Below are 24,704 nucleotides of genomic sequence, written 5' to 3' on the forward strand. Positions count from 1 at the left end.
CAATCCTCTCAGGCAGCCAGAGCGGCCACATCGGCCTTGCGCGCGATCAGCACTTCCCAGCCGCCGCCGGGGGCAAATTCGCCTGCGGTAAAGTCGCGCTCGGCCACGTCTTCGGCGGCCTGCTGGCTGTAGCCGTCGGCAGCGGCGGCAAATTCCATCACGGCCATGGGGGCGGTGTCGAATTTGACGGCGGAGCGGTCAAAGCCGACCTTCTCGGCCAGAGCGATCTGGTCCATGTCGCGCATCGCGCCCCAGAACGGCTCGTTATTGTACCATGTTTCATTGTCGAGGATGAACTGGGTGAACGGGTCCATCAAGTCGAAAGGCGGCAGGTCGGCGTGGATCATCAAGCCGCCCGGCGCCAGCACGCGATGCGCCTCGGCAAACACGCGGGGCATCGCCTTGCCGCTGGTTTCATGCAGCAGGATATGGCTGACCACGAGGTCGAAATAGCCGTCCTCGAACGTGGTTTCCTCCGCATTCATCGCGGCGAAATTCACTTCCAGCCCCATCCCGGCGGCGCGGGCATGGGCATAGCGCACGCAGGGCACGCCAACGTCGATGCCCCAGATTTCGGCATCAGGGAAATATTCCTTATAGGGCAGGGTCGAATGGCCCACCGTGCAGCCCATGTCGAGGATGCGGCGCGGTTTGAAATCCGGCACGTTGCGGCGCAGATAATTGCACACGCTGCGTCCCATGTCGTCATTGTCCGGGCCGGTGTAGCCCATGGCATAGAGGAACACGCCGCGATCATAAAGCGCGCCCACGGCCACATCATCCTTGGCCACTTCGCTGCAATAACCGCCGGGCATGCAGTGGATGTCGAAGGCCGTGACATAGCGCGGCGGCACGAAGCCTTCGGGGATGCGCAATTCCGCCTTGGTGCTGGCCGAAAGCTCGCGGGCGCGTTCGATCAGTTCGGGCAACTGGCGGTCGACCGAGACATTAACCGATTCCCACAGCAATTCCTGCGCGATGCGGTTGGTGGCCGCATAGTGCTGGAAATAGGCGTCTTTCACCATGCCGTTGCGGATGTCGCGGCGGTTTTGCGGCTTGCGCTTGTGTTCTTTCTCAAACGCTGCCGACACGCGCGTATTGTAAACCGGCGTCAGGCCGGGGAGCAGGGTGCTCTGGACAAAGCCCTTGAGGCTCTTGGCAAATTCCTGCCGCGCGGCTTCATCGGCCGTTGCGGAGGGGAGCATCTTGTGGCTCGCTTGCTGAAACGTGTTGAGCATCTCGACTCCATCGGAAAGAGGCACCGGGGGATTTTGATCTGACACCAGAAATGGGTGCTTGCGGGGCGAATGGCAAGGCGGAGCGCCCTACGCTATCCGTCTGGTGGACAGCGTCGGCCTGCTGCCGTGTGGCGGGCGCAGGAATACGGAAAACTGCATCCAAGATTATCCCCCGCTTGGGCGTATAAGGAGTCTGACGAAGATGGATGAAATGAAGGTAAGTCGGCGCGGCGCGCTTGGCATCGCCGGGGCTGCCGCCGGGGCGGCACTGGTCCCCGCCGCCGCCGGGGCTGCGGCCGCGAAAGCCGCGCCCAAGGGCAAGCCGCCGATTGATTTCGTGACCAAGATCGACTTCAAGGACCCCAAGTGGACGCGCGACACCTATGCCCGTCTGGATGGCGACATCGCGCCGGGCAAGGAGAAGGTGGGCTGGCTGCGCGGCAAGATCTTTGGCGTGCGTGACAACGAGCCGGTGCGCGCGCTGATGAACGTCGAGGGCTTTTCGGTGGTGCGCATCAATCGCCTGCCCGATGGCTCGTGGCGCCGCCTGCTGCGCGAAATCGTGTTCTATCGCGATCTCAATACCAACAAGATCCTGACCGAATGGGACAATCCCTATACCGGCGAGCGGGTGAAGGTTGTGCCGATCGCCAACGATCCGTTCAATTTCACCATCGCCGACACCGTGCCTGAATTCCCCAGCTATGGCGGCATTCAGACGATGAAGCGCGAACCCAAGCCCTTCCTGCAGGATTGGCAGTTTGCCCCCGACGGCAAGATGGTGCTGAACACCGGCGTCGACATGATTTATCCCAACGCCTTGCAGCCCGACAAGTGGCCGCGTGAAAGCTCGGGCGTGATGAATCGCGTGTCGGAACAGTTCATCTATGTCTGCGACCGCGCCGATGTGGAAAACCCCAATGTCACCCACATTCCGCACACCGGTTCGTGGAGCCGCGTGACGCCTTGGCTGCCCTGGATGCTGATGGGTCAGGCGCCGGGTCACATGAACTATTTCACCCATTTCTCGACCAGCCCCAAGGGCATCGCCGGTTTGCCCGCCGATCTGGTGGCGGCCGCGCGGGCGATGGATGAAAAGTGGCTGCACGCGCCCGAAACGGATTACGGTCCGTCGCTCTCCAGCCTTGAGAATTATGCCCGCGAGCAGAAGCCCGCGCCGGTTCCCGCCGGTTGGAGTCCGCCGCAGCCGCCCGCGCCACGCAACCCCTTCGCCAAGTAAGGGGGCAACAGAAAAGGGCGGGAAGGGTCAACCTTCCCGCCCTTTTTGCATGCCCGTGGGATTAAAATTCCAGCGCGCCGGGGTTCATCACGCCCTTGGGGTCAAGCTGATCCTTGAGCGCGCGCACCAGCACATTGGCCTGCGGCATAAGGCGCGAGACATAAGGATAGGCGCGGCCGATCTGGAAATGGCCCGAGCCATACTCCTGCATCAGCGCGACAATCGCTTCCTTGAGTTCATTGGCATAGGCCTTGGCCTCGGGATTGGACGGATAGTCCTTCAAGCCCGCGATCCAGTCCTTGCCCAGCGTTTCAAGGTGATAGGGCGTGCGTGCATCCGGCCAATAGAGCGCGATCTCATAAAGGAACCCGGAGGAGTTGACCGGCGATGCCATCGTGCCGGTCCAGATTCCCAGCCGGTCCATATCCGCCTTTCGCGCCGCCAGCATCGCCTTGAACGCGGTGTGAAACGGCACGGTCTTTTCGTGGGTCAACACGCCGTGGATCGGCACCCAGCGTTCGCCATCGGGGCCAAGGATATTGCCCAACGGCGCAAAGGGCATGGTGCGGACAAAGGCGGGAATGGTGTTGGCAATCTCGCGCCCATCGTCGCCAATGATCCGGCGCAGGCGGTCGGCCTTGTGCGCGGCATCGGCCGGGTCAAAGCCCTCGACGATGAAATGGCACATATATTGGCCCGAACGCATCGGGTCCTCGCCCGCCAGCGCCATTTTCAGGACCTGCGCCAGACCCTTGAGCTTGTTGGGCGCCTTGCTGAACACGCTCCATGCGATCTGCATCCTTGCGCCCGCGCTTTGCTGGCGCCCGATCTGGCCCTGCGAGAGGGCAAGGTCGATCATGAAATGGCTGTCGTCGATCCGCGCGATCTGGGCGCGGCGGACAGCGGCGTGATAGGCCTCGAAGGAGTCAAAGGCAAAGGACAGCGCCTCGGCATGAGGCAGGGCCGCGATCAGCGGCAGGCGAATGCGCGCTTTCACGCCCAGCGTGCCGCAATCGCCGGTGAACAGGCCGGTGATGTCCGGGCCATAAAAGCGCATCGATTCGGCCGCATTGGTCGTCAGCAATTCGCCATTGGCCAACACCACGTCCAGCCCCAGCACGCTTTGCGCCGAAATGCCGTGGGCGGCGGTGCCGTGGCTGACGCTGTTCTGGCTGACCGATCCGCCCACCGTGGCCGCGATGCCCGAAAACGGACCCCAGAACGGCGTGCGCAGGCCGCGCGCATCCAGAGCGGCCTTGAGCGCGGCCCAGGTCACGCCCGCCTCGACGGTGACGATGGCGTTGCGCTCGTCAATCTCCATCGCGGTCAGTGCGCCCGTGTCGATCAGCACATGGCCGCCTGCAGGGAACAAATAGCCGTCGGTGTAGGAGGCGCCGCCGCCGCGCGGCACAATGGCCACGCCCGCATCCGCGCACAGGCGCACGGCGGTCTGCAGCGCAGCAACGCTGGTCGGGCGCACGATGCACAGTGGCGCGCCGCCGGTGCGGTAAACGTCGTTCGACACATAGGCGAGCCGGTCGGCATCATCCACCAGCGATCCGGCGCCCAGAGCTTTCACCAGCCGCGCCTTCAGCGTTTCATCCTGCATTGTTGCGCTCATCGGTTCGGGCATCGGTTCGGGCCTTTCATCTGTCATTGGCATATGCGACCGGCTATCGCTGACGCAAGCAGGACAGGCGAGCGAGACATCGGGGCAATCTATCCGGTCTGCGGGCATATCCGGAACAGGCGCGGCGAGGCGTTCGCAAACGCATGCATTCTTGGCCGTAAAGCTGCGGATCAGGCGCGGCGGGAGGAAAGAGCAGACCATGGGAAAACCTGTCGTATCCGGTTGGAACCGCGTCGCCCGCGCCTTGCATTGGGGTACGGCTTTGGCCGTGCTGATCGAGGTGCCGGCCGGCTTCATCATGAGCTGGACCTATGCCGCGCGCGATCCTGCGGGCAAGGGCAATCATATCCTCTCCAGCCAGATTCACCATACGCTGGGCATGCTGCTGCTGATCGCGGTGGTGTTTCGCATCGTCTGGCGCATGACCCATGATCGCCCGCCGCCGCCGCCCTCCTCAAGCCGCCTTGAGGTGGTATTGGCCGCCGCGGTTCAGGGGCTGCTCTACCTGCTGTTGCTGGCGTTGCCGCTTTCGGGTTGGGCGGCGCTTTCTTCCATGGCGGCGGGGGGCGGCTATCCTGCGCCGGAGCTATGGTTCTTTGGCACGGACGGGTTTGGTCCTCATGGATTTATTCCGCATATCGTTCCTCCGGTAGAATGGAATGCGCCGGTGCTGTTCAAATATGGCTTCTTCGCCCGTATCCACATCTGGGGACTGTGGCTGGGCGGGGCCTTGCTGATTTTGCATATTGCGGGCGCGCTGAAGCAGCATTTCATTGCGCGCAGTGACGTGCTTGTCCGCATGTGGGCCAATCGGGATGCGGATCAGCGCTGAGGGTTGCGAAAGCGGCAGTGGATGGATTGCAACTGTCCGCCAGTCGGCCACAGTTTGCACAGCAGAACGGATCGACATGGCAGCCGACATGATGGGTATCTGTTGGTTTCAGGCGGCGAGGTTCTTGTAAATGCGTAAAGCGGTTGTGGGTATGCTGTTGGCGGCGGCGGTGTCGGGCCCGATCTGGGCTCAGGAGGGGGCGGGGGCCAAGGTGCCGCCCGCGCCCGATTATGAGGCGCGCGCCAACTGGTCGGTGTTTGCCTCGAAAGGATGGGCCTCGCCGCTGCCCAAGGGCGCTGCCGAACCGGCCCGTGCGCCCAAGGTTGCGGTCTTCTTTCTGCACCCCACGACGCTGCGCAGCGAGACGGGCGAGTTGAACCAGAACACCGCCGACGCCAAGGCCAACACATGGACCGATGAAAGCAGCATCGCCCGGCAGGCCAGCGCTTTTGCCGCCTGCTGCGATGTCTATGCCCCGCGCTATCGCGCCGCCACCTATAACAGCTTTGCCAGCGGCCCGGTGCGCGAGGCGGCCTTTGCGCTGGCCTATGGCGATGTCGAGCGGGCCTTTGACGCATTCCTCAAACAGATCGGTGATCGCCCCTTCATCATCGCGGGCCATTCGCAGGGGGCCTTCCATTCCGCCACCCTGCTGGAGCGGCGGATTGACGGCACGGCGCTGCAAAAGCAGATGGTGGCGGCCTATATCATCGGCATCAATCTGGCGCAGGGCGACTTCGGCAAGAGGTTCAAAAGCGTGACGCCCTGCGCCACCCCGGACCAGACCGGATGCGTGCTGCAATGGAACGCCTATCTGGAGGGCGCGACCGATGTGGCGAAAATGGCCGGTTACTCGCAATCGACCTATGTGCAGAAATATGGCGACGATGCGGGCAAGGTGACGCTTTGCATCAATCCTTTGACCTTTGATGCCCGCTTGCCGCAGGCCCCCTCGGCGGCGGCGCGGGGGGCGGTGCCGGGCAGCCCCGGTTTCGGTCCTTTGCAACCGTTGCGGGCGGGGGCGGTTTCGGCGCGTTGCGATTCGGGCTTGCTGATCGTCCGGCCCGACAAGGCGCTGGGGCTGGAACCGCTGGCGGGAGGCGTGATGCATTACCATGATCTGGGCCTGTTCTGGGCCGATGTCAGCGCCAATGCCGTGCGGCGCGCGCGCGCTTTTTCCGCAGGTGCCAAGTGAAGCTCTGGCGCTGGGCCGGGGCGGCCTTGATCGCGGCGACTTTGGGGGCTGCGGCCTATGTCGGCGCGGCGCGGGCCGGTTGGCTGCGCCCGGACGAGGCAGAGATGCGCGCGCGCTATGCCACGCCTGCCTCGCGCTATGTCATGGTTGGCGGCCAGATGCTGCATGTGGTCGACGAAGGGCCGCGCGGCGCCGATGTGCCGGTGGTGATGCTGGTCCATGGCTCGTTTGCCTCGGTGCGTATGTGGGATGGCTGGGCGGCCGGTTTGAAGGACCACTATCGCGTGATCCGGTTTGACCGGCCGGGCATGGGCCTGTCCGGGCCGCAGCCGGAGGGCCTGTATAATGGTGATGCCGAAGCGGCGCTGATCGCCGCGCTGGCCGCGCAGATGAAGTTGCCGCCATTCGTACTGGTCGGCACCAGCAGCGCGGGGGAGGGCGTGGCCCATTATGCTGAGCAGCATCCCCAGACGCTGCGCGGTCTGGTGCTGGCCAATATCGCCGCCGGGCCGTTGAAGCCCGCGCCGCATTTCACGCCGTGGTTCAAGGCTGTGCTGGCCTTTGACGGCCTTTTGGGTGGGCATCATATTCCGGCGATGTGGGGCGGGATTTTGCGGATGAACTATGCCGATCCTTCCCGCGTATCGCCCGAACTGGCGCGCGAATGGACCGAGCTTAACAATCGCACGCAGGGTTGGCCGCGCAGCTTCGGCAAAACGCCACCCTTTGCGGGCACGCCGGCCGATCTGGCGGCGATCACCACGCCCACGCTGTTGCTTTGGTCGGATCGCGATCCCGAGGTGCCCTTGGCCAAGGATGGGCAGCAGACGCTTGAAAAACTGGGCGCAAAGGACAAGTCATTGATCGTGGTCAAGGATTGCGGCCACATGATGCCGCTGGAATGCCCGCAGACGTCTTTGACGCCAATGAAGGCGTTTTTGAACCGGATTTCATCATAACAGACGGCGTCAACTGCAGAATCCTGCGTATTTCGCACGTTCCGCGCGATCGCTAGCACGCCTTTGTGACCGTTTGGCCTGCCTTGCGCATCCGACAGGCGAATAGGTGTCATTTCCTAAACAAAGCCGGGCGCAGTAGAGGCACTCTCTGCGCAGCCGAAAGGGATTAGCGGATTCGTCCAGTTCGGGAAGTTAAACTAAAACTACCCATTTGGGGTGATGGTGATTTACGCAATGCGTAATTCGCCATTCTTCATGCTGCGAAAGTCGTGCCAATTGGCAAAGCTTGATCATCAATCGGTCTCAATTACATAAAAAAAATTGCAGCGGGAACTTAAAATATTCTGGATCGGCTTTTGCCGAATTAATAACTATCCAGTGAGGGAAAAATGGAAACTCGCTTTTTAAAGGCCTCTGTGGCGACAACAACCTCTGCTCTCGCAATTTTTCTGGCACTTGGGCTTGCTGCTCCGGCGCTGGCTGCCGAAGCAGCAGCTGAACCGGCCGCTGCCGCGCCCGTCGAAGATGCGGGCACCATCACCGTTACCGCCCGTAAGCGCAGCGAGGACATTCTCAAGGTTCCCGTTACCGTCACCGCGCTGACGGCCGAAACGCTGGCGCAAAAGGGTGTCGTGTCGATCACTTCGCTGGCGCAGTCGACGCCGGGCATCAACATCAACGACAACTCGTCGGGCCATGCTGACCGCTCGTTCCAGCAGATCGTGATTCGCGGCTTCACGCCCTCGACCACGCTGGCCACCACCACTTCGATGTTTGTGGATGGTGTGGCGGTTGCCTCGCCCTCGGCCATCATGTCGATTTCCGATCCCAAGCAGGTCGAAGTCGTCAAGGGTCCGCAGAGCGCCTATTACGGCCGTAACACCTTTGCCGGCGCGATCAACATTTCCACCAAGGACCCCACCAGCGAATGGCACGGCAGCCTGCTGGGGATGGTCGGCACGCGCAACAACTATCGCCTGCAGGGCGCGATCGAAGGGCCGATCTTTGGCGATGTCCTGACGTTCCGCGTCACCGGCGAGCGCTGGGCCAAGAATGGTTCGTGGGTCAATGGCGCCGCCGGCGGCGGCACTCTGGGCGACCAGAAGAGCACGACCGGCACCGCAACCCTGCTGTTCAAGCCCGCGCCCAACTTCACCATGAAGCTGTTCGGCATGATGATGGAAGACCGCGACGGCCCGGCCGCCCAGGCTCGCCTCTATGCCTATGACATCAAGGGCAGCAACGGCGCCGTCATCGCCCCCAGCCAGGCCAACTGCTCGTTCCAGGGCAACACGGTTGGTGTTCAGGGTCAGGGCAGCGCCGTCACCAATCCCTATCTTTGCGGTGTCACGCCCAATCTGGCCTATCCGGTTTCGGCCAACGTGACCGCCAATGACGCCATCCGCTCGTGGCTGGCCAGCGGCGCCAACCGCGTTGTCAGCCCGAACGAAGGCGTTGATGGCTATGGTCTGCGCCGTATCAGCCACCATGCGCACACCACCGCCGAATGGGTGATCAACCCGAATATCACGGCCACCGTGCTGGCCGGCTACAACCGCGAAGTCTGGACGACCCTGATCGACCTTGATGGTCTGGACACCAGCGCGATCGCGTCGTCCACCAACCCCAAGGGCTATTGGGACTATCCGTTCCTGATCGAACGCAAGACCAATGACTGGTCGATGGAAGGCCGCCTGAACTACAAGTTCGGCAGGCTGCGCGGCGTTGTCGGCACTTCCTTCCTCAAGGCCCAGCAATATCAGGGCCTTGGCGGCGGTTTTGGTCCGCTGACTTCCGCGCTTCTGTCGCCTGGCGGCAAGTCGGAAAGCCGCACCACCGGCATGTTCTTTGGCGCAACCTATGAAGCGACCGACAAGCTGTCGGTCAGCGTCGAAGGCCGCTATCAGATCGACTGGCTTGGCGCTTTTGCCCGTCCGTCGGGTCAGACCATTCAGGCCGGTTATCTTGGCCCCAATGCCACGACTTTTTCTGGCGGCGCGCTCATCACCCATGCCAAGTATAACAATTTCACCCCGCGTGCGATTGTCAACTATCAGTTCAACCCGAGCTTCATGGCCTATGCCTCGTGGGCCAAGGGCGTGAACCCGGCGCAGTTCAACACCGGCATTCTGTCCTCCACTACGGTCGTTCAGAACGCGGCCATCGCTGCGGGTGGCCAGCTTGCGATCCGGCCTGAAAAGGTGACCAACTACGAATTGGGCATCAAGGGCAAGTTGATGGATGGCCGTCTGCGCTATACGGCTGCTGCCTATTATGCCCAGTGGAAGGATCAGATCAACGCGATCTCGATCATCATCAATGATCCGACCTCGGCCACCGGCACCAGTTTCCAGCAGGTGTCGTCCAATACCGGTAACGTTGACCTTTACGGCGTTGAGGGTGACTTCTCGTTCAAGGTCAATGATCTGATCACTCTTGACGGCGCCGGTGCGATCAATGCTTCGGACATCAAGCAGTTCGTCAGCACCACGCTCAGCCAGTTGACGGGGATGTACAACTTCTCCGGCAAGGAGATGAAGAACACCTCGAAATATTCGGCCAACATGGGCATCCTGCTCCATGGTGACCTCGGCTCGGTGGCCGATGCCAAGTGGTTTACCCGCTTTGACTGGAGCTACAAGTCCGGCATGTGGTCGAACGAGGCCAACATCCTGCGCACGCCGGATCGTCACATTTTCAACCTGCGTGGCGGCGTGTCGAAGGGCAATGTTTCGGTTGATGTGTTCGTGAACAACCTCTTCAACAACCACACCTACACCTCGATTGGCGACAATTACGCCATCGACAATACTTTCGCCCATTTCGGCTTTTACTCTGCCGCTGTGGTCGGCCTTCCCGAACTGCGCACCTTTGGTCTGCAGCTCAAGGTCAAGATGTAATGATCCTGCGGGGCGGCGGCGCAATCCGTCGTTCCGTTCATGCTTATCGTTTCAGGCCGGCTCTGCGCATGCGGAGCCGGTCTTTTTTGTCAAAGGAGGGCGGCAGATGACAGCCTATATATGGGCCACGGTGAAATCAGGCGAACCTGAGCAATTCCTTGCCTATGCCCGCGCGGCGGCGCAGGTGGCGGCAGGCTTTGGCGGCGAATATATCGTGCGCGGGCTGATCGAAGAGGTGTTTGAGGGCGATTGCGAGGATGCTGGCCGGGCCGTACTGATCCGCTTTCCCGATGCCGAAGCCGCACGCGCCTATATGCACAGCGATGGCTACAAAGCGGCCAAGGCGCTGCGTGAGGGTGCGGGTGGTTCGGTCAATTCGCGCCTTGTGGTGGCGTCATGACGGGCGCGTCGCGCCGCGCGGTGCTGCGCGGCGCCTTGGGCGCGGGGGCAATGGTGCTGGCGGCCCCGGCGCTGGCAAAGGCGGGGCTCGATCTGGCGGCGCCCGCCGATCGCCTCAAGGCTTTCGTCAAGATGCGCGGCAGTCTGGACGACCGGTTGATCGCCAGTTGGGTTTCGGCCCGCTATTACGGCATCATCGGTGATGAGATGCGGCCCCTGTTCAACGTGCGCTCGGCGGTGTTTGCGCGCTATCGCCCTGCGCCCGGTGGCGGCTATGAGGCCGTCAATGCCGAAATCGCCTGGTTCACGGATGCCGATACGGGTGCGGTGCTGACCCAATGGCGCAATCCCTATACGGGGCGCGATGTGAAAGTGCCGATGGGGGGCTATGCCCCGTCCAAGGTGTTCATCCGGCCCAATCTGGGTTTTGAACTGGCCAAGCCGATACCGGGACTGGAGATCAACCACGAGGTGCTGCCCTTTGAGGTGCGGGGCAATGATCTCTATATCACCGAGCGTTCGCGCACGGCGATGCACTTTGCCCCCGGCGCGAAACCTTTCCGCTATTCGGAGAGCAACACGTTCCACGCGCGGCTCTCGGATGTCCTGTCCGGCGCGCCCCATGTGCCCAGCGATGTCAGCTTTACCAATGTCTGCAGTTGGCGGCCATGGATGGAGATGGGGGATGCGCCGGGCCATATGTCGGCCATCGGCATCGGCAAACAGGGCGCGGCGATGGACAGCATCCCGGCGGAATGGCAGGCCGCAACCCGCCAGTTCCGCCCGGAAGTGCTGAAAGACCCGGCGGCTTTGCTCACGCCGCTGTGGAATGCGTCCTGATCAGACGCCCAGCAGGGCGGCGGTCTCGTCGCCCTGCTTTGCCGCGCGGTGCATGGCCATGCGGCCCATGTTGAACAGACCCGCCGCCAGCAACACCGCAGGCCCCGCCACCAAGGCAATGGCCCAGCCCACCTTGGCCGGATCATGCAGCAGGCCATTGCTGACGCCTGCCACCAGCAAAGGCCCGCTGGCCGCGCCCAGCAGCGTGTTGATCACCAGCGTCAGCGCGACCGAAGTGCCCCGCATCCGCGCCGGCACAATGGCCTGCAGCGTGGCGAGCATCAGCGTTCCGCACACCGCATAGATCGCATTGCCCGTGGCCACGACAAATGCCGCCACCTTGGCACTGCCCGCCAGCACCGCCAGCGTCGAGGGCAGCGCCAGCAGCGGCATGAAGGAGAGGAGGCGAAAGCGCAGCAAGGGCTTGCCCGCCTTCATCGAGCGGTCGACCAGCCATCCGCCCACCAGCGGCCCGACCGTTGAAAACAGCATCGAGAGCGGCCCCAGCCATGCCCCGACAAATTGCGGCGAAACCCCAAATCCGCGCATCAGCATGGTGGGCTGCCACGCCGCGCCGCCATAGGCGGCGATAAAGCACACGCCAAAGCCCAGATAGAGCGGCGCCAGCACCGCCCGGTTGCGCCAGAACCAGGCCGCGCTTTCGCCAAGGCTGGGCTGGGCGGCCAGCGGCGATTGGCCGCGACGCTCCGGCTCGCGCGTGGTCATCATGCCCGCCACGACCACAAGGCCCAGCGACCCGGAAATGATGAAAACCGTCCGCCAAGGCGCGAGGCCCGCCAGCACCGGCCATGTCGCAAAGGCCCCTTTGGCCGCCGCGCTCAGCACAATGCCGGTAAAGGCAATGCCCAGACCCTGCGCCAGCGATTGGCCCATCATATAGATGCTGATCGGGCGGCCGCGCCGGTCGGGCGGGAAAAGGTCGGATATCAGCGAGATCGCGCATGGCCCCAGCGCGGCCTCGCCAAGGCCGACCAGCAGGCGGGCGGCAAACAATTGCCCGAAGCCCGCCGCCAGCCCGCTGCCGATCGTGGCCAAAGACCAGAGCGCGATGCCCCCCGCCAGCAGGTTGCGGCGCGACACCCGGTCGGCCGCCAACCCCATCGGCATGCCCATAAAGGCATAGAACAGACCGAAAGCCAGCCCCTGCAGCAATCCGATCGCGCCATCACCGATGCCCAGATCATGGCGCACCGGATCGACCACCATGTTCAGGATCGCCCGATCGATGATCGAACAGATCCCGGCAAGGAACAGCAGCGCGACCATCCACCATGCGGTGGAACCGCGAGGCCAGCTTTCGGCCGGAGAGCGCATCAGAGCAGGCCGCAGGCGCGGGCGCGCGTCTTGATGTAATCGCCCAGCCAGTCAAGGTTGCGGAAGCGAAGGGTGCCGCGCCCGACCGCCGTGCTGGAATGGGCCATGCCCGCCACCAGACGCAGCGCCTTGCCCATCAGGAACAGTTCCTTGTTGGCGATTTCCTCGGCGGTGAAGGGGCGGACCGACTGATAGCCGTCCTCAAAGGCGGTGCCATAGCTTTCCGAGAAACCGTAGAACAGGTTGCCCCAGACGAAGTTTTGCACGTCCTGCATCAGGAAATCCTCACCCGCCGCGTCGAAATCGAGCAGCGTGATCCGGCCGTCGTCATCGACATGCACGTTCGACGGGTGGAAATCGCGGTGGCAGACGCCCAGCGGAACGCCGGCCGCCGCCAGTTCATCAAGGCGCTGGTTCGTGTTGGCAGCAATGATCGGATAGTCGCGCAGGTCATCGGGCCGATCATACACAAAGTCGATCAGCGCGGGCATGCAGATATTGTAATCCTTCGCCGTCTCGGTGGTGAACTTGTGGTCCTTGCCCGCCCATTCATAGCCCAGCAGATGCATGTTGGCGAAAGCCGCGCCGATGCGGAACGAGGTTTCTTCCGATAGCATGTCGCCGAATTTGCGCCCCGGCGCCCAGTCATACATGGCAATCGCGCGCGCGCCTTCGGGCGTGGCGGCCTTCCAGTACAGCGTGCCGTCATGCTGGGGCACGGCGACGCTGGCCGGGAATGCCTTGTCCTTCAGGAAGGCGAGAAAATCGAGTTCATAGGCCACATCATCGACATCGCGATAGGTCTTGCGCCATACGCGCAGCGCGTATTTCGTCTTTTCATCCTGAACCAGATAGACATCGTTCATGCCGCGATAGAGCAGCCACACGTCGAGCTTGCCCACCACCGGATAGCGGGCCTTGACCTCGCGCGCGATGAAATCGGGATGGAGCACCGAATGCGAAATGTCGGCAATCGGCAGGCCGGATTCAACCAAGGAAGTTACGTAGTTCACGGGCAAGCACCTCTGGAGCAATATCGAAAATGTCGCGATCCAGTTGGGGCAGATCGCGGATGGAAATATCCGGTATCAATGCCGCCGCCGCCAGCGCAGGCTCGCGCAGGGCTTCGTGCGGTTGCAGCAAAAGTACCGGACAGGTTATCTGGCCAAGGCGGGTATAATCATAAGACCATACGCCGCGATAGGCCCACGTGAAGCGGTCTAGGATAAAGGCCTTGTCCGCAAAATGGCGGATCGCGCGGGGCAAAGGCTGGGCCGGATTGCGCCCCTTGACCACATAGGCCCACAGGCGCGAGAGCAGATCGAGGATCACCGTGCCATCCTCGTCGGGCGCGGGAAATTCCTCGGCCTCGCGCAGTTTGGCGGCGCGGATGTCGGCCGGATACATGGGAATGCCGGTCAGGCCCATCCGCCGCACCTGTTCCGGCAGGGCCAGCGCCAGTTCCACCGCCAGCAGCGATCCGGTGTGATAGCCGTAAAGGTCAATCGGCCCATCAATCCCTAACGCTGCCAGCCCATCGGCAAAGGCCGCAGCATAGGCGCCGATGCCCGGGGGGGCGGGCGGCGCATCGCTCATGCCGTGGCCGGGTGTGTCAAAGGCGATCACGCGGCGATCCCGCGCCATGGCGGCGATCAGCGGCTCATATTCCCAGCCCGAGGAGGGGTTTTGATGCAGCATCACCAACGGCGGAAGCGCGCTGTCGGCGCCCGCCTGCCGGTAATGCAATTGGCCATAGCGGCATGTGGTATAGGCGCGCGACACGTTCATGGTTGGATCGGGGGTCCATGTGGTTATGGACTTAGCATGAGCCAGTGCAAGGTGCGCAACAGGGCATGGCGGCGGAGTCTCCGCAGGGCGGAGAGTTGAGGCTTGGGCCGCCGGTATTGCCGCGGGCCGCGCCATCCTTCACGCTTGCCGCAACAGGAGATTGGCAGATGGAACACCCGCTGGGTTTGGCATTGGTGGGATGCGGGCGGATTTCGGGCGCGCATCTCGAGGCGGTGACGCAATTGGCGGGCCGTGTTCGCCTTGTGGCGGCGATGGACCGCGACCTGGCCGCGGCGCAGGCGGCCTGTGAACCTTTTGGCGCTGTTGCCACCGATGATCTGGCCCAGCTTCTGGCCATGCCCGAGGTGGAGGCGGTGCTGATCGCAAGCCCCAATGCGCTCCATGCCGAGCAGGCGATGGCGGCCATTGCGGCGGGCAAGCATGTGCTGGTGGAAAAGCCGCTGGCGCCCACCGGCGAGCAGGCCCTGGCGCTGGCACAGGCTGCGGCGGACAAGGGCGTGGTGCTGGCCGTGGGGCATACCTATCGTCAGGGTCCGGCGTTCCATTATCTGCTCGAACATTGGCAGGATTTTGGCCGTTTGATGGCCGTGGAAGTGACCTCCTGCGTCCGCTGGAACGGCCCGCAGGCGCCGTGGTGGGCCATGCGCAAGCCCGAGGAAGGGCTGATCCTCTCGCTCTTTGCGCCCCATTCGCTCGATTTCGTGCAAATGTGCATGGGCGCGGACGATCCCATCCGCGTCCATGCCGAGGCGGCCCGCTGGCAGACCGGGTGGCAGGGCGAGGATCAGGCGATGATCCTGCTGGCCTATCCCGGGCGGCGCATGGCCACCGTCCATATCAGCTATAACCAGCCGAGCATCATCGACCGCAAGGTGCTGCACTTCAGCAACGGCGTGGTGGAAATCGAGGACGGCGAGTTCCTGCGTTTCAACCGCGAATTGCTGGTGGAGCCCGCGCCCGGCGTGGTGCGCGACGGGCGCGTGATGGGCGGGCGCGATCTGGGCCATTATTTCCGCATCCAGATGGAGGAATTCATCGCCGCCGCACGCGGATTGCCCAATCGCAGCGTCAACGGTTTCGATGCGGCGCGCACCATCGCGCTGATGGACCGCGTTTTGGCCGATGCGCGGCGCAATGCCGCCGATGCGATCGACCCGCCGCCGCCGCCCGAACTGGCGCTCGACATCACGGCCAAGGTGCAGGCCGATGCCTTTCAGACGCGCAAGGAGGCTTGATATGAAAGCTGTTCTTGGCCGATGGATGCGCGGCGCGGCGGTGGTGGCGATGGGGGCGGTGGTCATCGCCGCGGCTCCGCCCCCGTCAAACTCAAAGCCTGAACTGGGCCCAGATGGCACGCCGATCATCCGCGCAGCGCCCGCGCCCGCCTTTCCCTCCTTGCGCCCCGGATCGGCCTTTGCCGATGGGGCCGCTCTGCCCGAAATGGTGGTCGTGCCTGCCGGGCGTTTCATGATGGGCACCACGCCCAAGGATAACCGCTCGGTGGGCGTATGGCCGATGTTCGACGCGATGGAGGGGCCGGTACACCCCGTCACCATCGCGCGGCCCTTTGCCGTGGGACGCTATGCGGTGACGTTCGATCAATGGGACGCCTGCGTGGCCGATGGCGGATGCGGCGGCTATCGTCCCGGCGACGAGGGATGGGGGCGCGGGCGGCGGCCGGTCATCAACGTCAATTATGACGATGCCCAAGCCTATGTCGCATGGATCAGCAAAAAGACCGGTCAGCGCTATCGCCTGCTGGCCGAGGCGGAATGGGAATATGCCGCGCGCGCGGGAACCGTCACGCCCTTTTATTTCGGCACGCGCATTACCCATGACAACGCCAATTACGGCAATTTCTATGACCGGACTACGCCGGTGGGGTCCTATCCGCCCAACCGGTTTGGCCTGTATGATATGGCGGGCAACACCGCGCAATGGGTGGCCGATTGCCACCACGCCACGTTAAAGGGCGCGCCCGCCGATGGATCGGCGTGGATCGAGGGCGGCGATTGCACCAAGCGCAATGTGCGCGGCGGCGGGTGGAGCCTGCTCGACTGGACCTTGCATGTGGCCCAGCGCATCGGCGATCCGCCGCAGCAGCGCAACAACCATCTCGGTTTTCGCGTGGCGCGCGATTTGCCGTGATGAGGGGGGCCTTGGCAAAGGCCCCCATGCGTCTCAGCCCTTGGGTACGGTTTTGAGATAATCGCCCATGTCGTTGCGAAAGCCGGTCCATTCCTTCCATTTGAAAATGTCGGGCGTGTGGCTTTCCAGCGATTTGCGCGCGCCTGCCGGGATCTCTTCAAGGCTGCTGATCTTGGCCCCATAGGCGCGGCCCCAGGTGCGGCCATGCCCGCTTTCAGGGCGCCCGCCCATGCCCAACCACGGGTGCCATGTCGCCATGTTTTGAAATGTGCAGAAGGCAGGCGCGCTGGTCAGCTTTTCATTGAAGGCATCCTGCGCCTTTGCACCATAGGTCGCATGGCTCTCCCAGAAAATGGTCTTGCCCGCCGAGAGATGCGGATAGGCATCGGGCGTGGCGGCATTGGGAAAAGCGGCCGAGGAACTGGTCGGCACGATCACCATATCGCCCAATTCCTCCATCGGCAGCACGACCGGGTTGAGGTCCGCGCCCTTGGTGACGATTCCGTCCGGGCCGATGGCCACGTTGAAAGGGCCGCCATAAAATTGCCAGACCTTGCGCTTTTCGCCGGTGATCGGGTTTACCCATTCGTCGAGCGGCTCGTCGGTGTTGAACCGGCAATAGACCCCGGCCTCATAGGTGCGCGATTCATACTGGTTGCCGGGCAGGGGTGTCCATTCCGACACGTTGAGGTGGTTCATGGTGAAAAAGGGGATCAGATTGCCCTCGCCCGTATAGCCATAGATATGCAGGCGATAGAAATTGAATACCGTTTCGCGCGCGCAGGAGCCGATCACGCGGGCACGCAGTCGGGCGCGCACGACCGGATCGTTAAGGTCAGGCCGCGCGCCCTTGATCACCGCCGGGGCGGCAAAGGCGGCAGGCGTTAACAGGCCAATTCCCGCAGCAGCCGGCGCGGCGGCAAGCAGGTTTCGACGGGACAGTTGATCCATGGTTTGGCAGCCTTTCCTGGTGGTTATCGGCCCCCCGCCACGTCCAGCGTGGTGCCGGTGATATAGCTGGCCTCGTCGCTGGCCAGAAACAGGATGGCGTCGGCCACCTCGCGCGCGGTGCCCAGCCGGTGCATCGGCACCATACGGCTGGGGGCATATTCGAGGCCCTGATCGTCCATCGCGCGCAGGTATGGCCCGGCCAGTTCGGTGTCGATCGGGCCGGGCGCCACCGCATTGATGGTGATGCCGGTATCGCCCAGTTCGATGGCCAGCGCCCGGACAAAGCCGATCACCCCGGCCTTGGCGGTCGAATAGGGGGAGGAGCCGGTGTAAAATGCGTTCCACACCGTGCCGTTGCGCGCGCCCGAGGAAAGGCAGACGATGCGCCCATAGCCGCGCGCGGTCATGCCCGGCACAGCGGCGCGGGTGCACAGGAACATGCTGCGCAGGGAAAGCGCCATTGTCGCTTCCCAATCATCGAGCGAGAGATCGGCAATCCGCCCCGAACGCCCGCCGCCCACATTGTTGACCAGAATGTCGAGCGGGCGCCAGTCGAGCGCGGTGCTGAACAGATCGGCGACCTGTGCCTCGCTGGTGACATCGCAGGGGACGAGCAGATAGGGCGCATCGCCCAGCAGGGCGGCGGTTTCGCGCAGGCGATCCTCGTCCCGATCGGCGAGGACGAGGGCCGCGCCCTCTTGCGCAAGACGAAGTGCGGCGGCCCGGCCGATGCCCAGACCCGCGCCGGTGATAAGGGCGGTTCTGCCGCCCAGTCGTGATTGGCTCATGGCGGGCAGGCTATGCATGGTGGGGACGCATGGGCGGGCTTTGGTCGGTCTATCCGATGGGCGGAACTGTGGCGATCAGCCATTGCGGGGCGGGGGCGGCGCGGAGCAGCCTATGCCCATGATCGCACTGGACAATGGTTTTGAAGAAGCGGTGGCCATCGTGGCCGATGTCGGGGCAAGCGCGGCGCGGCTTTGCGCGGCAACCGGGTTTGTGCCTTTGGCGCAGGGGCCGGTCGATGCCGGGGCCATAGCGCTGATGGGCCTGTCGGGCGGGGCGCGGGAGGTGCTGATCGGGCATCCCGGCGTTGCGCGCGGGCGCATCCGGTTGATTCAGATCGACGGGCCGGTGGCGGGGCTGAACCGCGAAGGCGGGCAGGCGTGGGATCCGGGCGGCATTTTCGACATCAACCTGCGCGCCTTGCCTGATATCGAGGTCCTGCAGCGGGCGCTGGTCGAGCATGGCTTTGTCGCCCATGCCCCGATCACCGATTGGGATTTCGGCCCGCTGGCCGTGCGCGAGGTGGTGAACAGCGATGCCGACGGCATCTGCATCGCGCTGATGGAGCGGGTGCGCCCGCCCTTGCAGGGCTATGAAGGCGTGTCCGGCCCGGCCAGCTTTGTGTTCAATTCGACCCAGGTCGTGCCCGATTTCGAGGCTGCCCGGCATCTCTATCGCGATTGTCTGGGCTGGCTGCCTGTGCAGGAAACGCAAGGCATGGCGGCGCAGGAAAGCGGGGCCAACTGTATGGGATTGCCCGAAGGTATCGCCGCCCAGATCCCGATGCGGATCGGCATCTATCAGCCCGAAGGGCGGATGGAAGGCTCGGTCGAGATCATCGAATATGGCGTGCGCGGCCATGATTTCTCGGATTGCGAACCGCCGCTGCGCGGATGGGCCTCGCTGCGCTTTCCGGTGACGGATCTGGAGGATTTCATCGAGCGCGCGGCGCAGGGCGGGTGCCGCATCATCGGCCCGTTGGCGGCGCAATGGGCGCCCCACCCGGCGGGAATGGCCGCCGCCGCGATCACCCCATGGGGCGCGCGGCTGGAGGCGTTTCAATCAGGCGTCAAAGACCGCTGAAATAGGTGATGGCTTCGGCCTCGCTGATGACATCGGCGTATTTGGCGTTCATGTCGAACAGATTGGCGTCATGCGGACCGGCATGACGGTCGCCGCAGGCGTCGGCGATGACGGCGGTCTTGAACCCGTGGCTCATCGCATCAACGCAGGAGGCGCGCACGCAGCCGCTGGTCGAAAGGCCGGTGAGCAAAACGCTGTCCACGCCCATGGCCGTGAGCGTGCTGGCCAGCGAGGTGCCGAAAAAGGCGCTGGGATATTGCTTGGGAATGACCAGTTCGTCCTCGAACGGCTCCAGCCCCGGACCCCATGCGGCCATCGGATGGCCCTTGACGAAATAGCGCAAGGGCGCGGCCTTTTCGAAAAAGCGCCCGCCGTCCACGCCGCTGGCATGATATTGCACACAGGTCAGGATCACCGGAACCCCGCCCTTGCGCGCCACTTCGCGCACGCGCAGGGCGCTCTCGATGGCGTCGTACACAGGCTGGCCGCAATAAAGATCGCAGTCGGGTTCGAAATAGGCGCGGCAGAAGTCGATCATCACCAGCGCGGGCTTTTTGCCGAAGCCGACGCGGGTGTTATAGGCGCGCTTGTAGTTTTCGAGCAGGTCGTCGCTCATTGGGCATCATCCTCGGCATAGAGCCACGGCGCGCTGGCCTTTTGGCGGGTTTCGAATTCGGCAATGGCGCCGGAATATTGGTGAAGCAGGACGGCGGTCTCATCCCAGCCGTTCATCAGCGCCAGCTTGCGTTCGGGCGCGATGTCAAAGGCAAAGGCGCGATTGCCCACGGTCAGGCTTTGCGTCTCCAGATCGACGGCGAAATTCTGCTCGGTCTGGGCCGCGACCATCAGTTCGGCCACGGTTTCGGGAGGCAGGGTGATGGGCAGGATGCCGTTGCGCTGGCAATTGGAGTGGAAGATCTCGCCAAAGCCGGGCGCGATGATGCAGCGCACGCCAAGGCCCGCAATCGCCCAGACCGCCTGTTCGCGGCTGGAGCCCGATCCGAAATTGGCGCCCGCCACGATAAAGGGTGCGGCGTTGAACGGGGCCTGATTGAGCACGTAATCGGGAATTTCCGCGCCATTGGCATCAAACCGGCGGTCATGGAACGCATAGCGGCCCAGACCCGCCTTGGCGGTGATCAACAGAAAGCGCGCAGGGAAGATGATGTCGGTGTCGATATTCTCTTCCGGCATCGGCGCGGCATGGCCCGACAGGGTGGTGAAAGGCTGGCTCATGCCGCAAACTCCCTAATATCGGCGATATGGCCCGCGATGGCGGCGGCGGCGGCCATGGCCGGGCTCATCAGATGGGTGCGACCGCCCGGACCCTGACGGCCCTCGAAATTGCGGTTGCTGGTGCTGGCGCAGCGTTCGCCCGGTTTGAGGCGGTCATCATTCATCGCCACGCACATCGAACAGCCCGCAAGGCGCCATTCAAAACCCGCCTCGATCAGGATGCGGTCCAGCCCCTCGGCCTCGGCGGCGGCGCGGGTGGCCGCGCTGCCCGGCACGACGATGGCCTTGATGCCCGGCGCCACCTTGCGGCCCTTGGCTACGGCGGCGGCGGCGCGGATATCCTCGATCCGGCCATTGGTGCATGATCCGATAAAGGCATGGGTGATGGCAATGTCGGTCAGGCTCTGGCCCGGCGTCAGGCCCATATAGGCCAGCGCCTTTTCCGCCTGTCGCCGCTCGGGCCCATCGGCCAATTGCGCGGGATCGGGCAGAGCGGCATCGACGGGCAGCGTCTGGTCCGGGGCGGTCCCCCAGCTGACCTGCGGCACGAGCGAGGCGACATCGACCTCGATCATCCGGTCATAGACGGCGCCCTCATCGCTGGCCAGATCGCGCCATGCGGCCACGGCCTGATCCCACAGCGCGCCCTTGGGGGCCAGACGACGGCCCTTGAGGAAGGCAAAGGTCACATCATCGGGCGCGACCAGGCCGACGCGGCTGCCCGCCTCGATCATCATGTTGCACAGGGTCATGCGCTCGGCCATGCTCATGGCGCGCACGGCCGGGCCTGTAAATTCCACCGCATGGCCCGCTGCGCCATCCGCGCCGATCCGCGCGATGATGGCAAGGGCAATGTCCTTGGCAAAGACCAGCGGGTGGCGCGTACCCGTAAGCTCGATCCGCATCGTCTTTGCCCGCTTCTGGCGCAGGCACTGGGCGGCCATCACGGTGCCCTGTTCCGATGCGCCGATGCCGAAGGCCAGTGCGCCAAAGGCGCCATGCGTGGTCGTGTGGCTGTCGCCGCAGACGATGGTGGTGCCGGGCAGGGTAAAGCCGCTTTCCGGGCCGATCACATGGACGATGCCTTGTTCGGCGCCGTCGAGTGCGGCATAGGGCACGGCAAAATCAGCGACATTGGTTTCCAGCTCGGCAATCTGCGCGGCGGCCTGGGCGTCCTCGATCGTGCCGTGGCGGATGCCGTCCGCGCGCGGGCTTCGCGTGGGCACGGCATGGTCGACCACGGCGATATGCGTTTGCGGGCGGCGCAATTGCCGCCCTGCCTCGCGCATGGCGACAAAGGCCTGCGGGCTGGAAACCTCATGCAGGATCTGGCGGTCGATATAGAGCAGAGTCTCGCCGCCGGGCAGTTCGGCCACGGCATGGGCGTTCCACAGCTTTTCATAGAGCGTGTAGGCGGTCATGGATCAAAACTCAAAGTTTGGGGGTGCCGGCCTCGACATAGGCGGCGATCAGTTGGGCAAAGCGGTCGCCCACCTCAAGTGGGGGATAATGGCCCACATCGGGCATCAGCACGCGGCTGATCGTGGCGTGGGAGAGATAGCGCGCGATGGCATTGGCCGCGCTTTCGGGCAGCAGCGGATCGGCCGCGCCCCACAGCAGCAGGGTGGGCGCCTTCACCTTGGCCATTTCGATCGTCGCCTGCTTGCCATCGCCGATGCGCGCAACCAGAGCGATGGGGTATTTCTCGGGCGTGCGGCGGTTGAAATCGTAATATTCATCGCGGGTCTTCTTGCTGATCCGCTTGGCATCGCCCGCGAAAAAGCCCAGATAATCGTCCCAGTAAGGGCGGTCATTATAGCCACCATTGGCCTTGGCGCGGGCGATTCCGTCGACAAAGCTCTTGGGCATCACCAGATGGCTGGTGTCGACCGGATCGCTGGGCGTGTTCGACAGGATCAGCCGCTCGACCATTTCGGGGCGCTTGGCGGCCAGATACATGCCCATCGTGCCGCCGCTCGACACGCCGACAAAGCTGATCTTCTTGACATGAAGCGCATCGAGCAAGCCTTCGGGGATCTCGACCGGCTGAACATGTTCGCCCGCCTCATCCGAAACGCGGCCCGACAGGCCATAGCCGGGAATATCATAGCGGATGATGCGATAGCGCGATTTCAGCCGCGCGGTGATGACATCCCATGTGCGCAGCGTCGAAAGCGAACCATGGACCATGAACAGGACCGGCGCGCCTCGCGGCCCTTCATCCTTGTAATGGACCTCGACGCCCTTGATCGTCATGAAGCGGCTTGCCGGATCGCGATATTTGGCGCGCAGTTGGGCAACGGTGAGATAGGGGTGGGCCATGGCGGACGGCGCGGCCGCCCCGGCAGGAGCGGTCTGCGCATGGGCCAAAGGTGATACAAGGCCGGCCGCCAGCAGTGAGCCGACCAACAGAACTGGGCGCAGGCACTTCATCGCTTTCTCCACCATTTATAACGATCCCGCGCCTTATCATCGCGCCCGGGTTTTGCCACAAGACGCCGGACAGCCGATGGCACAGGCCCCTTTTGCATGGCGCATGATGATGGCAATTGCAGAGGATTTCCGAAACGGAACGAACGCTATCCGACAGGTGGTGATGAGCCGGGGGTGGATCGACAGGCGGGCGGGGGGCGTGTGCTATTTGCCCCAAGCTATTCTTGGAGTTTGAAGATGGGCGTTGACCGGCGCGGATTTACCTTTGGCCTTGGCATGACGGGCCTGTTTGCGGCCTCGCCCGCCCTGGCGCGGGCGGCGGCCAAGGCGGCGAAGCCGGCCCCGCGCAGCACCGATGTGATTGTGCTGGGCGCCGGGATTTCGGGGCTCAACACCGCATGGCTGCTCGAACAGCAGGGGTTGAAGGTCACCGTGCTGGAAGGGCGCCAGCGGGTTGGCGGCCGCATCATGACGCTGATGGATCAGCCCGGCTATCCCGAAATGGGCTTCAATTCCATGGCCGAAGGCTATGGGCGCGGCATTGACGCGGCGGCGCGCGCGGGCGTGGCGCTGGAGGAAGTGGGCGCGCGCTATCGCATCGGCGGCGCGCCGGGGCTGTATATCAATGGCAAGCTGTTGAGCCGCGAGGAATGGGCCAGGCATCCGGGCAATCCTTTCCCCGATGCGATGAAGTCGATGATGCCCGCCGAACTGGTCAACACCCTGATGGCCAAGAACACGCGGCTGAAAGACTGGAGCCAGTGGGCGGACGCGGCCAATGCCCCCCTCGACATCTCGCTCTACGAATGGCTCAAGGCGCAGGGCCTGTCGGATCAGGCGATCCATCTGGCCAATGACGTTTCGCCGTATTACGGCACCAATGCCTATGACGTTTCGGCGCTGATGCTGGAATATAATGATGGCTTCGTAAAGGCGCAGATCGCGGCGGGGATCAAGTCGCTGGCGGTCAAGGGCGGCAATATCAACCTGCCCATGGCCATGGCCAAGCAGTTGAAAGGCGACCTGCTGCTGGGCAAGGAAGTGGTGGCGATCGAGACCACGCCGACCAATGCCACGGTCACCTGCGCCGATGGTTCGGTGCATACGGCGGGCCGGGTGATCTCTTCGCTGCCTTTCTCGACCCTGCGCCATGTGCATGTCATGCCGGGCCTGTCGGGGGTTCAGGCCCGCGCTGTGGCCACCATGCCTTATCAGCCGCTCTCCATCGCTTTCCTGACCGCCACCGCTCCGTTCTGGGAAGAGGACAAACAGGCCCCTGGCATGTGGACCGACGGCGTGACCGGCGTGGTGACGCCCCAGCGCTTTGGCTCGACGCCGGAAGAAATCACCGGCTTTACCGTGCAGGCGCGCGGCGCGATGGCCCATTACTGGGACGCAATGGGCAAGGAAGCCGCCCTGGCCACGATCATCGCCGGGATCGAGGCGATCCGCCCCTCGACCAAGGGCAAGCTGCACGGTGCGGCCTATTTCAGCTGGATCGGCGAAAGGTTCAACCAGGGCGACTGGGCCTATTTCAGCCCCGGACAGGTGGCCGGCGTGATGACCGAGATCGGCAAGCCGGCGGGCCGCCTGCATTTCTGCGGCGAGCATACCGCAACCGGCGCGCGCGGATTGGAAGGCGCGCTGGAATCCTCCGAGCGTGTCGTGCTTGAGGTGCTTTCGGCCTGAG

At 63.7% G+C, this 24,704-nt stretch carries 22 protein-coding genes; 11 read left to right on the forward strand and 11 right to left on the reverse strand.

Features of this window, described 5'->3' with window-relative positions:
* Nucleotides 1–8: 8 nt before the first annotated feature.
* Complete coding sequence (locus tag PQ467_RS17560; RefSeq protein WP_274176827.1) at nt 9–1,238, reverse strand: class I SAM-dependent methyltransferase; 1,230 nt, start codon at nt 1,236–1,238, stop codon at nt 9–11.
* A 202-nt stretch (nt 1,239–1,440) separates the two neighbouring features.
* On the opposite strand from PQ467_RS17560, the gene PQ467_RS17565 reads away from it, so the two are divergent.
* Nucleotides 1,441–2,478, forward strand: a complete 1,038-nt coding sequence (locus tag PQ467_RS17565) for a DUF1838 family protein (protein WP_274176828.1) — start codon at nt 1,441–1,443, stop codon at nt 2,476–2,478.
* A gap of 61 nt (nt 2,479–2,539) precedes the next feature.
* Here the strand turns inward: PQ467_RS17565 and PQ467_RS17570 are convergent, their stop codons facing one another.
* Nucleotides 2,540–4,135 carry an FAD-binding oxidoreductase gene (locus tag PQ467_RS17570; protein ID WP_274176829.1) on the reverse strand — a complete coding sequence of 532 codons (1,596 nt, stop codon included), beginning with the start codon at nt 4,133–4,135 and terminating at the stop codon, nt 2,540–2,542.
* A gap of 172 nt (nt 4,136–4,307) precedes the next feature.
* Here PQ467_RS17570 and PQ467_RS17575 point away from each other — a divergent pair, with 172 nt between their 5' ends.
* From PQ467_RS17575 to PQ467_RS17600, 6 genes are all read left to right on the forward strand, one after another.
* Nucleotides 4,308–4,940: a cytochrome b gene (locus PQ467_RS17575; RefSeq protein WP_274176830.1), complete on the forward strand. Its 633-nt coding sequence runs from the start codon at nt 4,308–4,310 to the stop codon at nt 4,938–4,940.
* Between the two features lie 130 nt (nt 4,941–5,070).
* Complete coding sequence (locus tag PQ467_RS17580) at nt 5,071–6,135, forward strand: DUF3089 domain-containing protein (RefSeq protein ID WP_274176831.1); 1,065 nt, start codon at nt 5,071–5,073, stop codon at nt 6,133–6,135.
* Nucleotides 6,132–7,094 (forward strand): alpha/beta fold hydrolase, encoded by a 963-nt coding sequence (locus tag PQ467_RS17585; protein ID WP_274176832.1) that lies wholly within the window; start codon nt 6,132–6,134, stop codon nt 7,092–7,094. The genes PQ467_RS17580 and PQ467_RS17585 overlap by 4 nt, the downstream gene beginning before the upstream one ends.
* A gap of 389 nt (nt 7,095–7,483) precedes the next feature.
* Complete coding sequence (locus tag PQ467_RS17590; RefSeq protein WP_274176833.1) at nt 7,484–9,994, forward strand: TonB-dependent receptor; 2,511 nt, start codon at nt 7,484–7,486, stop codon at nt 9,992–9,994.
* A 106-nt stretch (nt 9,995–10,100) separates the two neighbouring features.
* On the forward strand, nt 10,101–10,394 hold the full coding sequence (locus tag PQ467_RS17595) for a DUF1330 domain-containing protein (protein WP_274176834.1): 294 nt from the start codon (nt 10,101–10,103) through the stop codon (nt 10,392–10,394).
* Nucleotides 10,391–11,233: a DUF1838 family protein gene (locus PQ467_RS17600; protein ID WP_274176835.1), complete on the forward strand. Its 843-nt coding sequence runs from the start codon at nt 10,391–10,393 to the stop codon at nt 11,231–11,233. The genes PQ467_RS17595 and PQ467_RS17600 overlap by 4 nt, the downstream gene beginning before the upstream one ends.
* On the opposite strand, the gene PQ467_RS17605 is transcribed toward PQ467_RS17600, so the two are convergent.
* From PQ467_RS17605 to PQ467_RS17615, 3 genes are read right to left on the reverse strand one after another with little or no spacing between them, the layout of a single operon-like run.
* Nucleotides 11,234–12,568 (reverse strand): MFS transporter, encoded by a 1,335-nt coding sequence (locus tag PQ467_RS17605; protein WP_274176836.1) that lies wholly within the window; start codon nt 12,566–12,568, stop codon nt 11,234–11,236.
* Nucleotides 12,568–13,581, reverse strand: a complete 1,014-nt coding sequence (locus PQ467_RS17610) for a phosphotransferase (protein WP_274176837.1) — start codon at nt 13,579–13,581, stop codon at nt 12,568–12,570. The genes PQ467_RS17605 and PQ467_RS17610 overlap by 1 nt, the downstream gene beginning before the upstream one ends.
* Complete coding sequence (locus PQ467_RS17615) at nt 13,556–14,356, reverse strand: alpha/beta fold hydrolase (RefSeq protein ID WP_274176838.1); 801 nt, start codon at nt 14,354–14,356, stop codon at nt 13,556–13,558. The genes PQ467_RS17610 and PQ467_RS17615 overlap by 26 nt, the downstream gene beginning before the upstream one ends.
* A 167-nt stretch (nt 14,357–14,523) precedes the next feature.
* Between PQ467_RS17615 and PQ467_RS17620 the strand changes: the two genes are divergently transcribed.
* Both PQ467_RS17620 and PQ467_RS17625 read left to right on the forward strand, forming a co-directional pair.
* Complete coding sequence (locus PQ467_RS17620; RefSeq protein ID WP_274176839.1) at nt 14,524–15,612, forward strand: Gfo/Idh/MocA family protein; 1,089 nt, start codon at nt 14,524–14,526, stop codon at nt 15,610–15,612.
* Nucleotide 15,613: 1 nt separating this feature from the next.
* Nucleotides 15,614–16,525, forward strand: coding sequence for a formylglycine-generating enzyme family protein (locus tag PQ467_RS17625; protein WP_274176840.1), 912 nt, complete (start codon nt 15,614–15,616; stop codon nt 16,523–16,525).
* Between the two features lie 33 nt (nt 16,526–16,558).
* Here the strand turns inward: PQ467_RS17625 and PQ467_RS17630 are convergent, their stop codons facing one another.
* A complete protein-coding gene (locus PQ467_RS17630; RefSeq protein ID WP_274176841.1) occupies nt 16,559–17,476 on the reverse strand; it encodes a DUF1838 family protein in 918 nt (305 codons plus the stop codon).
* Between the two features lie 23 nt (nt 17,477–17,499).
* On the reverse strand, nt 17,500–18,264 hold the full coding sequence (locus PQ467_RS17635; protein ID WP_274176842.1) for an SDR family NAD(P)-dependent oxidoreductase: 765 nt from the start codon (nt 18,262–18,264) through the stop codon (nt 17,500–17,502).
* A 112-nt stretch (nt 18,265–18,376) separates the two neighbouring features.
* Here PQ467_RS17635 and PQ467_RS17640 point away from each other — a divergent pair, with 112 nt between their 5' ends.
* Nucleotides 18,377–19,345, forward strand: coding sequence for a hypothetical protein (locus PQ467_RS17640; protein WP_274176843.1), 969 nt, complete (start codon nt 18,377–18,379; stop codon nt 19,343–19,345).
* Here PQ467_RS17640 and PQ467_RS17645 read toward each other — a convergent pair.
* Genes PQ467_RS17645 through PQ467_RS17660 form a run of 4 tightly spaced genes read right to left on the reverse strand, consistent with a single transcriptional unit; the run spans nt 19,332 to nt 23,014 of the window.
* Entirely contained in the window at nt 19,332–19,961 is a 630-nt protein-coding gene (locus PQ467_RS17645) for an isochorismatase family protein (protein WP_274176844.1), read from the reverse strand. The genes PQ467_RS17640 and PQ467_RS17645 overlap by 14 nt on opposite strands.
* Nucleotides 19,958–20,581, reverse strand: coding sequence for a 3-isopropylmalate dehydratase small subunit (gene leuD / locus PQ467_RS17650; protein ID WP_274176845.1), 624 nt, complete (start codon nt 20,579–20,581; stop codon nt 19,958–19,960). Before leuD ends, PQ467_RS17645 begins: the two co-directional genes overlap by 4 nt.
* Nucleotides 20,578–22,002: a 3-isopropylmalate dehydratase large subunit gene (gene leuC, locus PQ467_RS17655; RefSeq protein ID WP_274176846.1), complete on the reverse strand. Its 1,425-nt coding sequence runs from the start codon at nt 22,000–22,002 to the stop codon at nt 20,578–20,580. The genes leuD and leuC overlap by 4 nt, the downstream gene beginning before the upstream one ends.
* 10 nt (nt 22,003–22,012) lie before the next feature.
* Entirely contained in the window at nt 22,013–23,014 is a 1,002-nt protein-coding gene (locus PQ467_RS17660) for an alpha/beta fold hydrolase (RefSeq protein WP_274176847.1), read from the reverse strand.
* Between the two features lie 237 nt (nt 23,015–23,251).
* Here PQ467_RS17660 and PQ467_RS17665 point away from each other — a divergent pair, with 237 nt between their 5' ends.
* Nucleotides 23,252–24,703 carry a flavin monoamine oxidase family protein gene (locus PQ467_RS17665; RefSeq protein ID WP_274176848.1) on the forward strand — a complete coding sequence of 484 codons (1,452 nt, stop codon included), beginning with the start codon at nt 23,252–23,254 and terminating at the stop codon, nt 24,701–24,703.
* Nucleotide 24,704 lies beyond the last annotated feature (1 nt).

Origin of the sequence: Novosphingobium sp. KACC 22771 (assembly GCF_028736195.1) — a bacterium.
Taxonomy (GTDB): Bacteria; Pseudomonadota; Alphaproteobacteria; order Sphingomonadales; family Sphingomonadaceae; genus Novosphingobium.

What these genes read in the sequence shown, in the direction of transcription:
- PQ467_RS17665 (WP_274176848.1), top strand. Translation starts at nt 23,252, where the DNA reads ATGGGCGTTGACCGGCGCGGATTTACCTTTGGCCTTGGCATGACGGGC.
- PQ467_RS17600 (WP_274176835.1), top strand. Translation starts at nt 10,391, where the DNA reads ATGACGGGCGCGTCGCGCCGCGCGGTGCTGCGCGGCGCCTTGGGCGCG.
- PQ467_RS17630 (WP_274176841.1), bottom strand. Translation starts at nt 17,476, where the DNA reads ATGGATCAACTGTCCCGTCGAAACCTGCTTGCCGCCGCGCCGGCTGCT.
- PQ467_RS17625 (WP_274176840.1), top strand. Translation starts at nt 15,614, where the DNA reads ATGAAAGCTGTTCTTGGCCGATGGATGCGCGGCGCGGCGGTGGTGGCG.
- PQ467_RS17615 (WP_274176838.1), bottom strand. Translation starts at nt 14,356, where the DNA reads ATGAACGTGTCGCGCGCCTATACCACATGCCGCTATGGCCAATTGCAT.
- PQ467_RS17560 (WP_274176827.1), bottom strand. Translation starts at nt 1,238, where the DNA reads ATGCTCAACACGTTTCAGCAAGCGAGCCACAAGATGCTCCCCTCCGCA.
- PQ467_RS17590 (WP_274176833.1), top strand. Translation starts at nt 7,484, where the DNA reads ATGGAAACTCGCTTTTTAAAGGCCTCTGTGGCGACAACAACCTCTGCT.
- PQ467_RS17635 (WP_274176842.1), bottom strand. Translation starts at nt 18,264, where the DNA reads ATGAGCCAATCACGACTGGGCGGCAGAACCGCCCTTATCACCGGCGCG.
- PQ467_RS17570 (WP_274176829.1), bottom strand. Translation starts at nt 4,135, where the DNA reads ATGACAGATGAAAGGCCCGAACCGATGCCCGAACCGATGAGCGCAACA.
- leuD (WP_274176845.1), bottom strand. Translation starts at nt 20,581, where the DNA reads ATGAGCCAGCCTTTCACCACCCTGTCGGGCCATGCCGCGCCGATGCCG.
- PQ467_RS17605 (WP_274176836.1), bottom strand. Translation starts at nt 12,568, where the DNA reads ATGCGCTCTCCGGCCGAAAGCTGGCCTCGCGGTTCCACCGCATGGTGG.
- PQ467_RS17595 (WP_274176834.1), top strand. Translation starts at nt 10,101, where the DNA reads ATGACAGCCTATATATGGGCCACGGTGAAATCAGGCGAACCTGAGCAA.
- PQ467_RS17620 (WP_274176839.1), top strand. Translation starts at nt 14,524, where the DNA reads ATGGAACACCCGCTGGGTTTGGCATTGGTGGGATGCGGGCGGATTTCG.
- PQ467_RS17565 (WP_274176828.1), top strand. Translation starts at nt 1,441, where the DNA reads ATGGATGAAATGAAGGTAAGTCGGCGCGGCGCGCTTGGCATCGCCGGG.
- PQ467_RS17645 (WP_274176844.1), bottom strand. Translation starts at nt 19,961, where the DNA reads ATGAGCGACGACCTGCTCGAAAACTACAAGCGCGCCTATAACACCCGC.
- PQ467_RS17580 (WP_274176831.1), top strand. Translation starts at nt 5,071, where the DNA reads ATGCGTAAAGCGGTTGTGGGTATGCTGTTGGCGGCGGCGGTGTCGGGC.
- leuC (WP_274176846.1), bottom strand. Translation starts at nt 22,002, where the DNA reads ATGACCGCCTACACGCTCTATGAAAAGCTGTGGAACGCCCATGCCGTG.
- PQ467_RS17575 (WP_274176830.1), top strand. Translation starts at nt 4,308, where the DNA reads ATGGGAAAACCTGTCGTATCCGGTTGGAACCGCGTCGCCCGCGCCTTG.
- PQ467_RS17660 (WP_274176847.1), bottom strand. Translation starts at nt 23,014, where the DNA reads ATGAAGTGCCTGCGCCCAGTTCTGTTGGTCGGCTCACTGCTGGCGGCC.
- PQ467_RS17640 (WP_274176843.1), top strand. Translation starts at nt 18,377, where the DNA reads ATGCCCATGATCGCACTGGACAATGGTTTTGAAGAAGCGGTGGCCATC.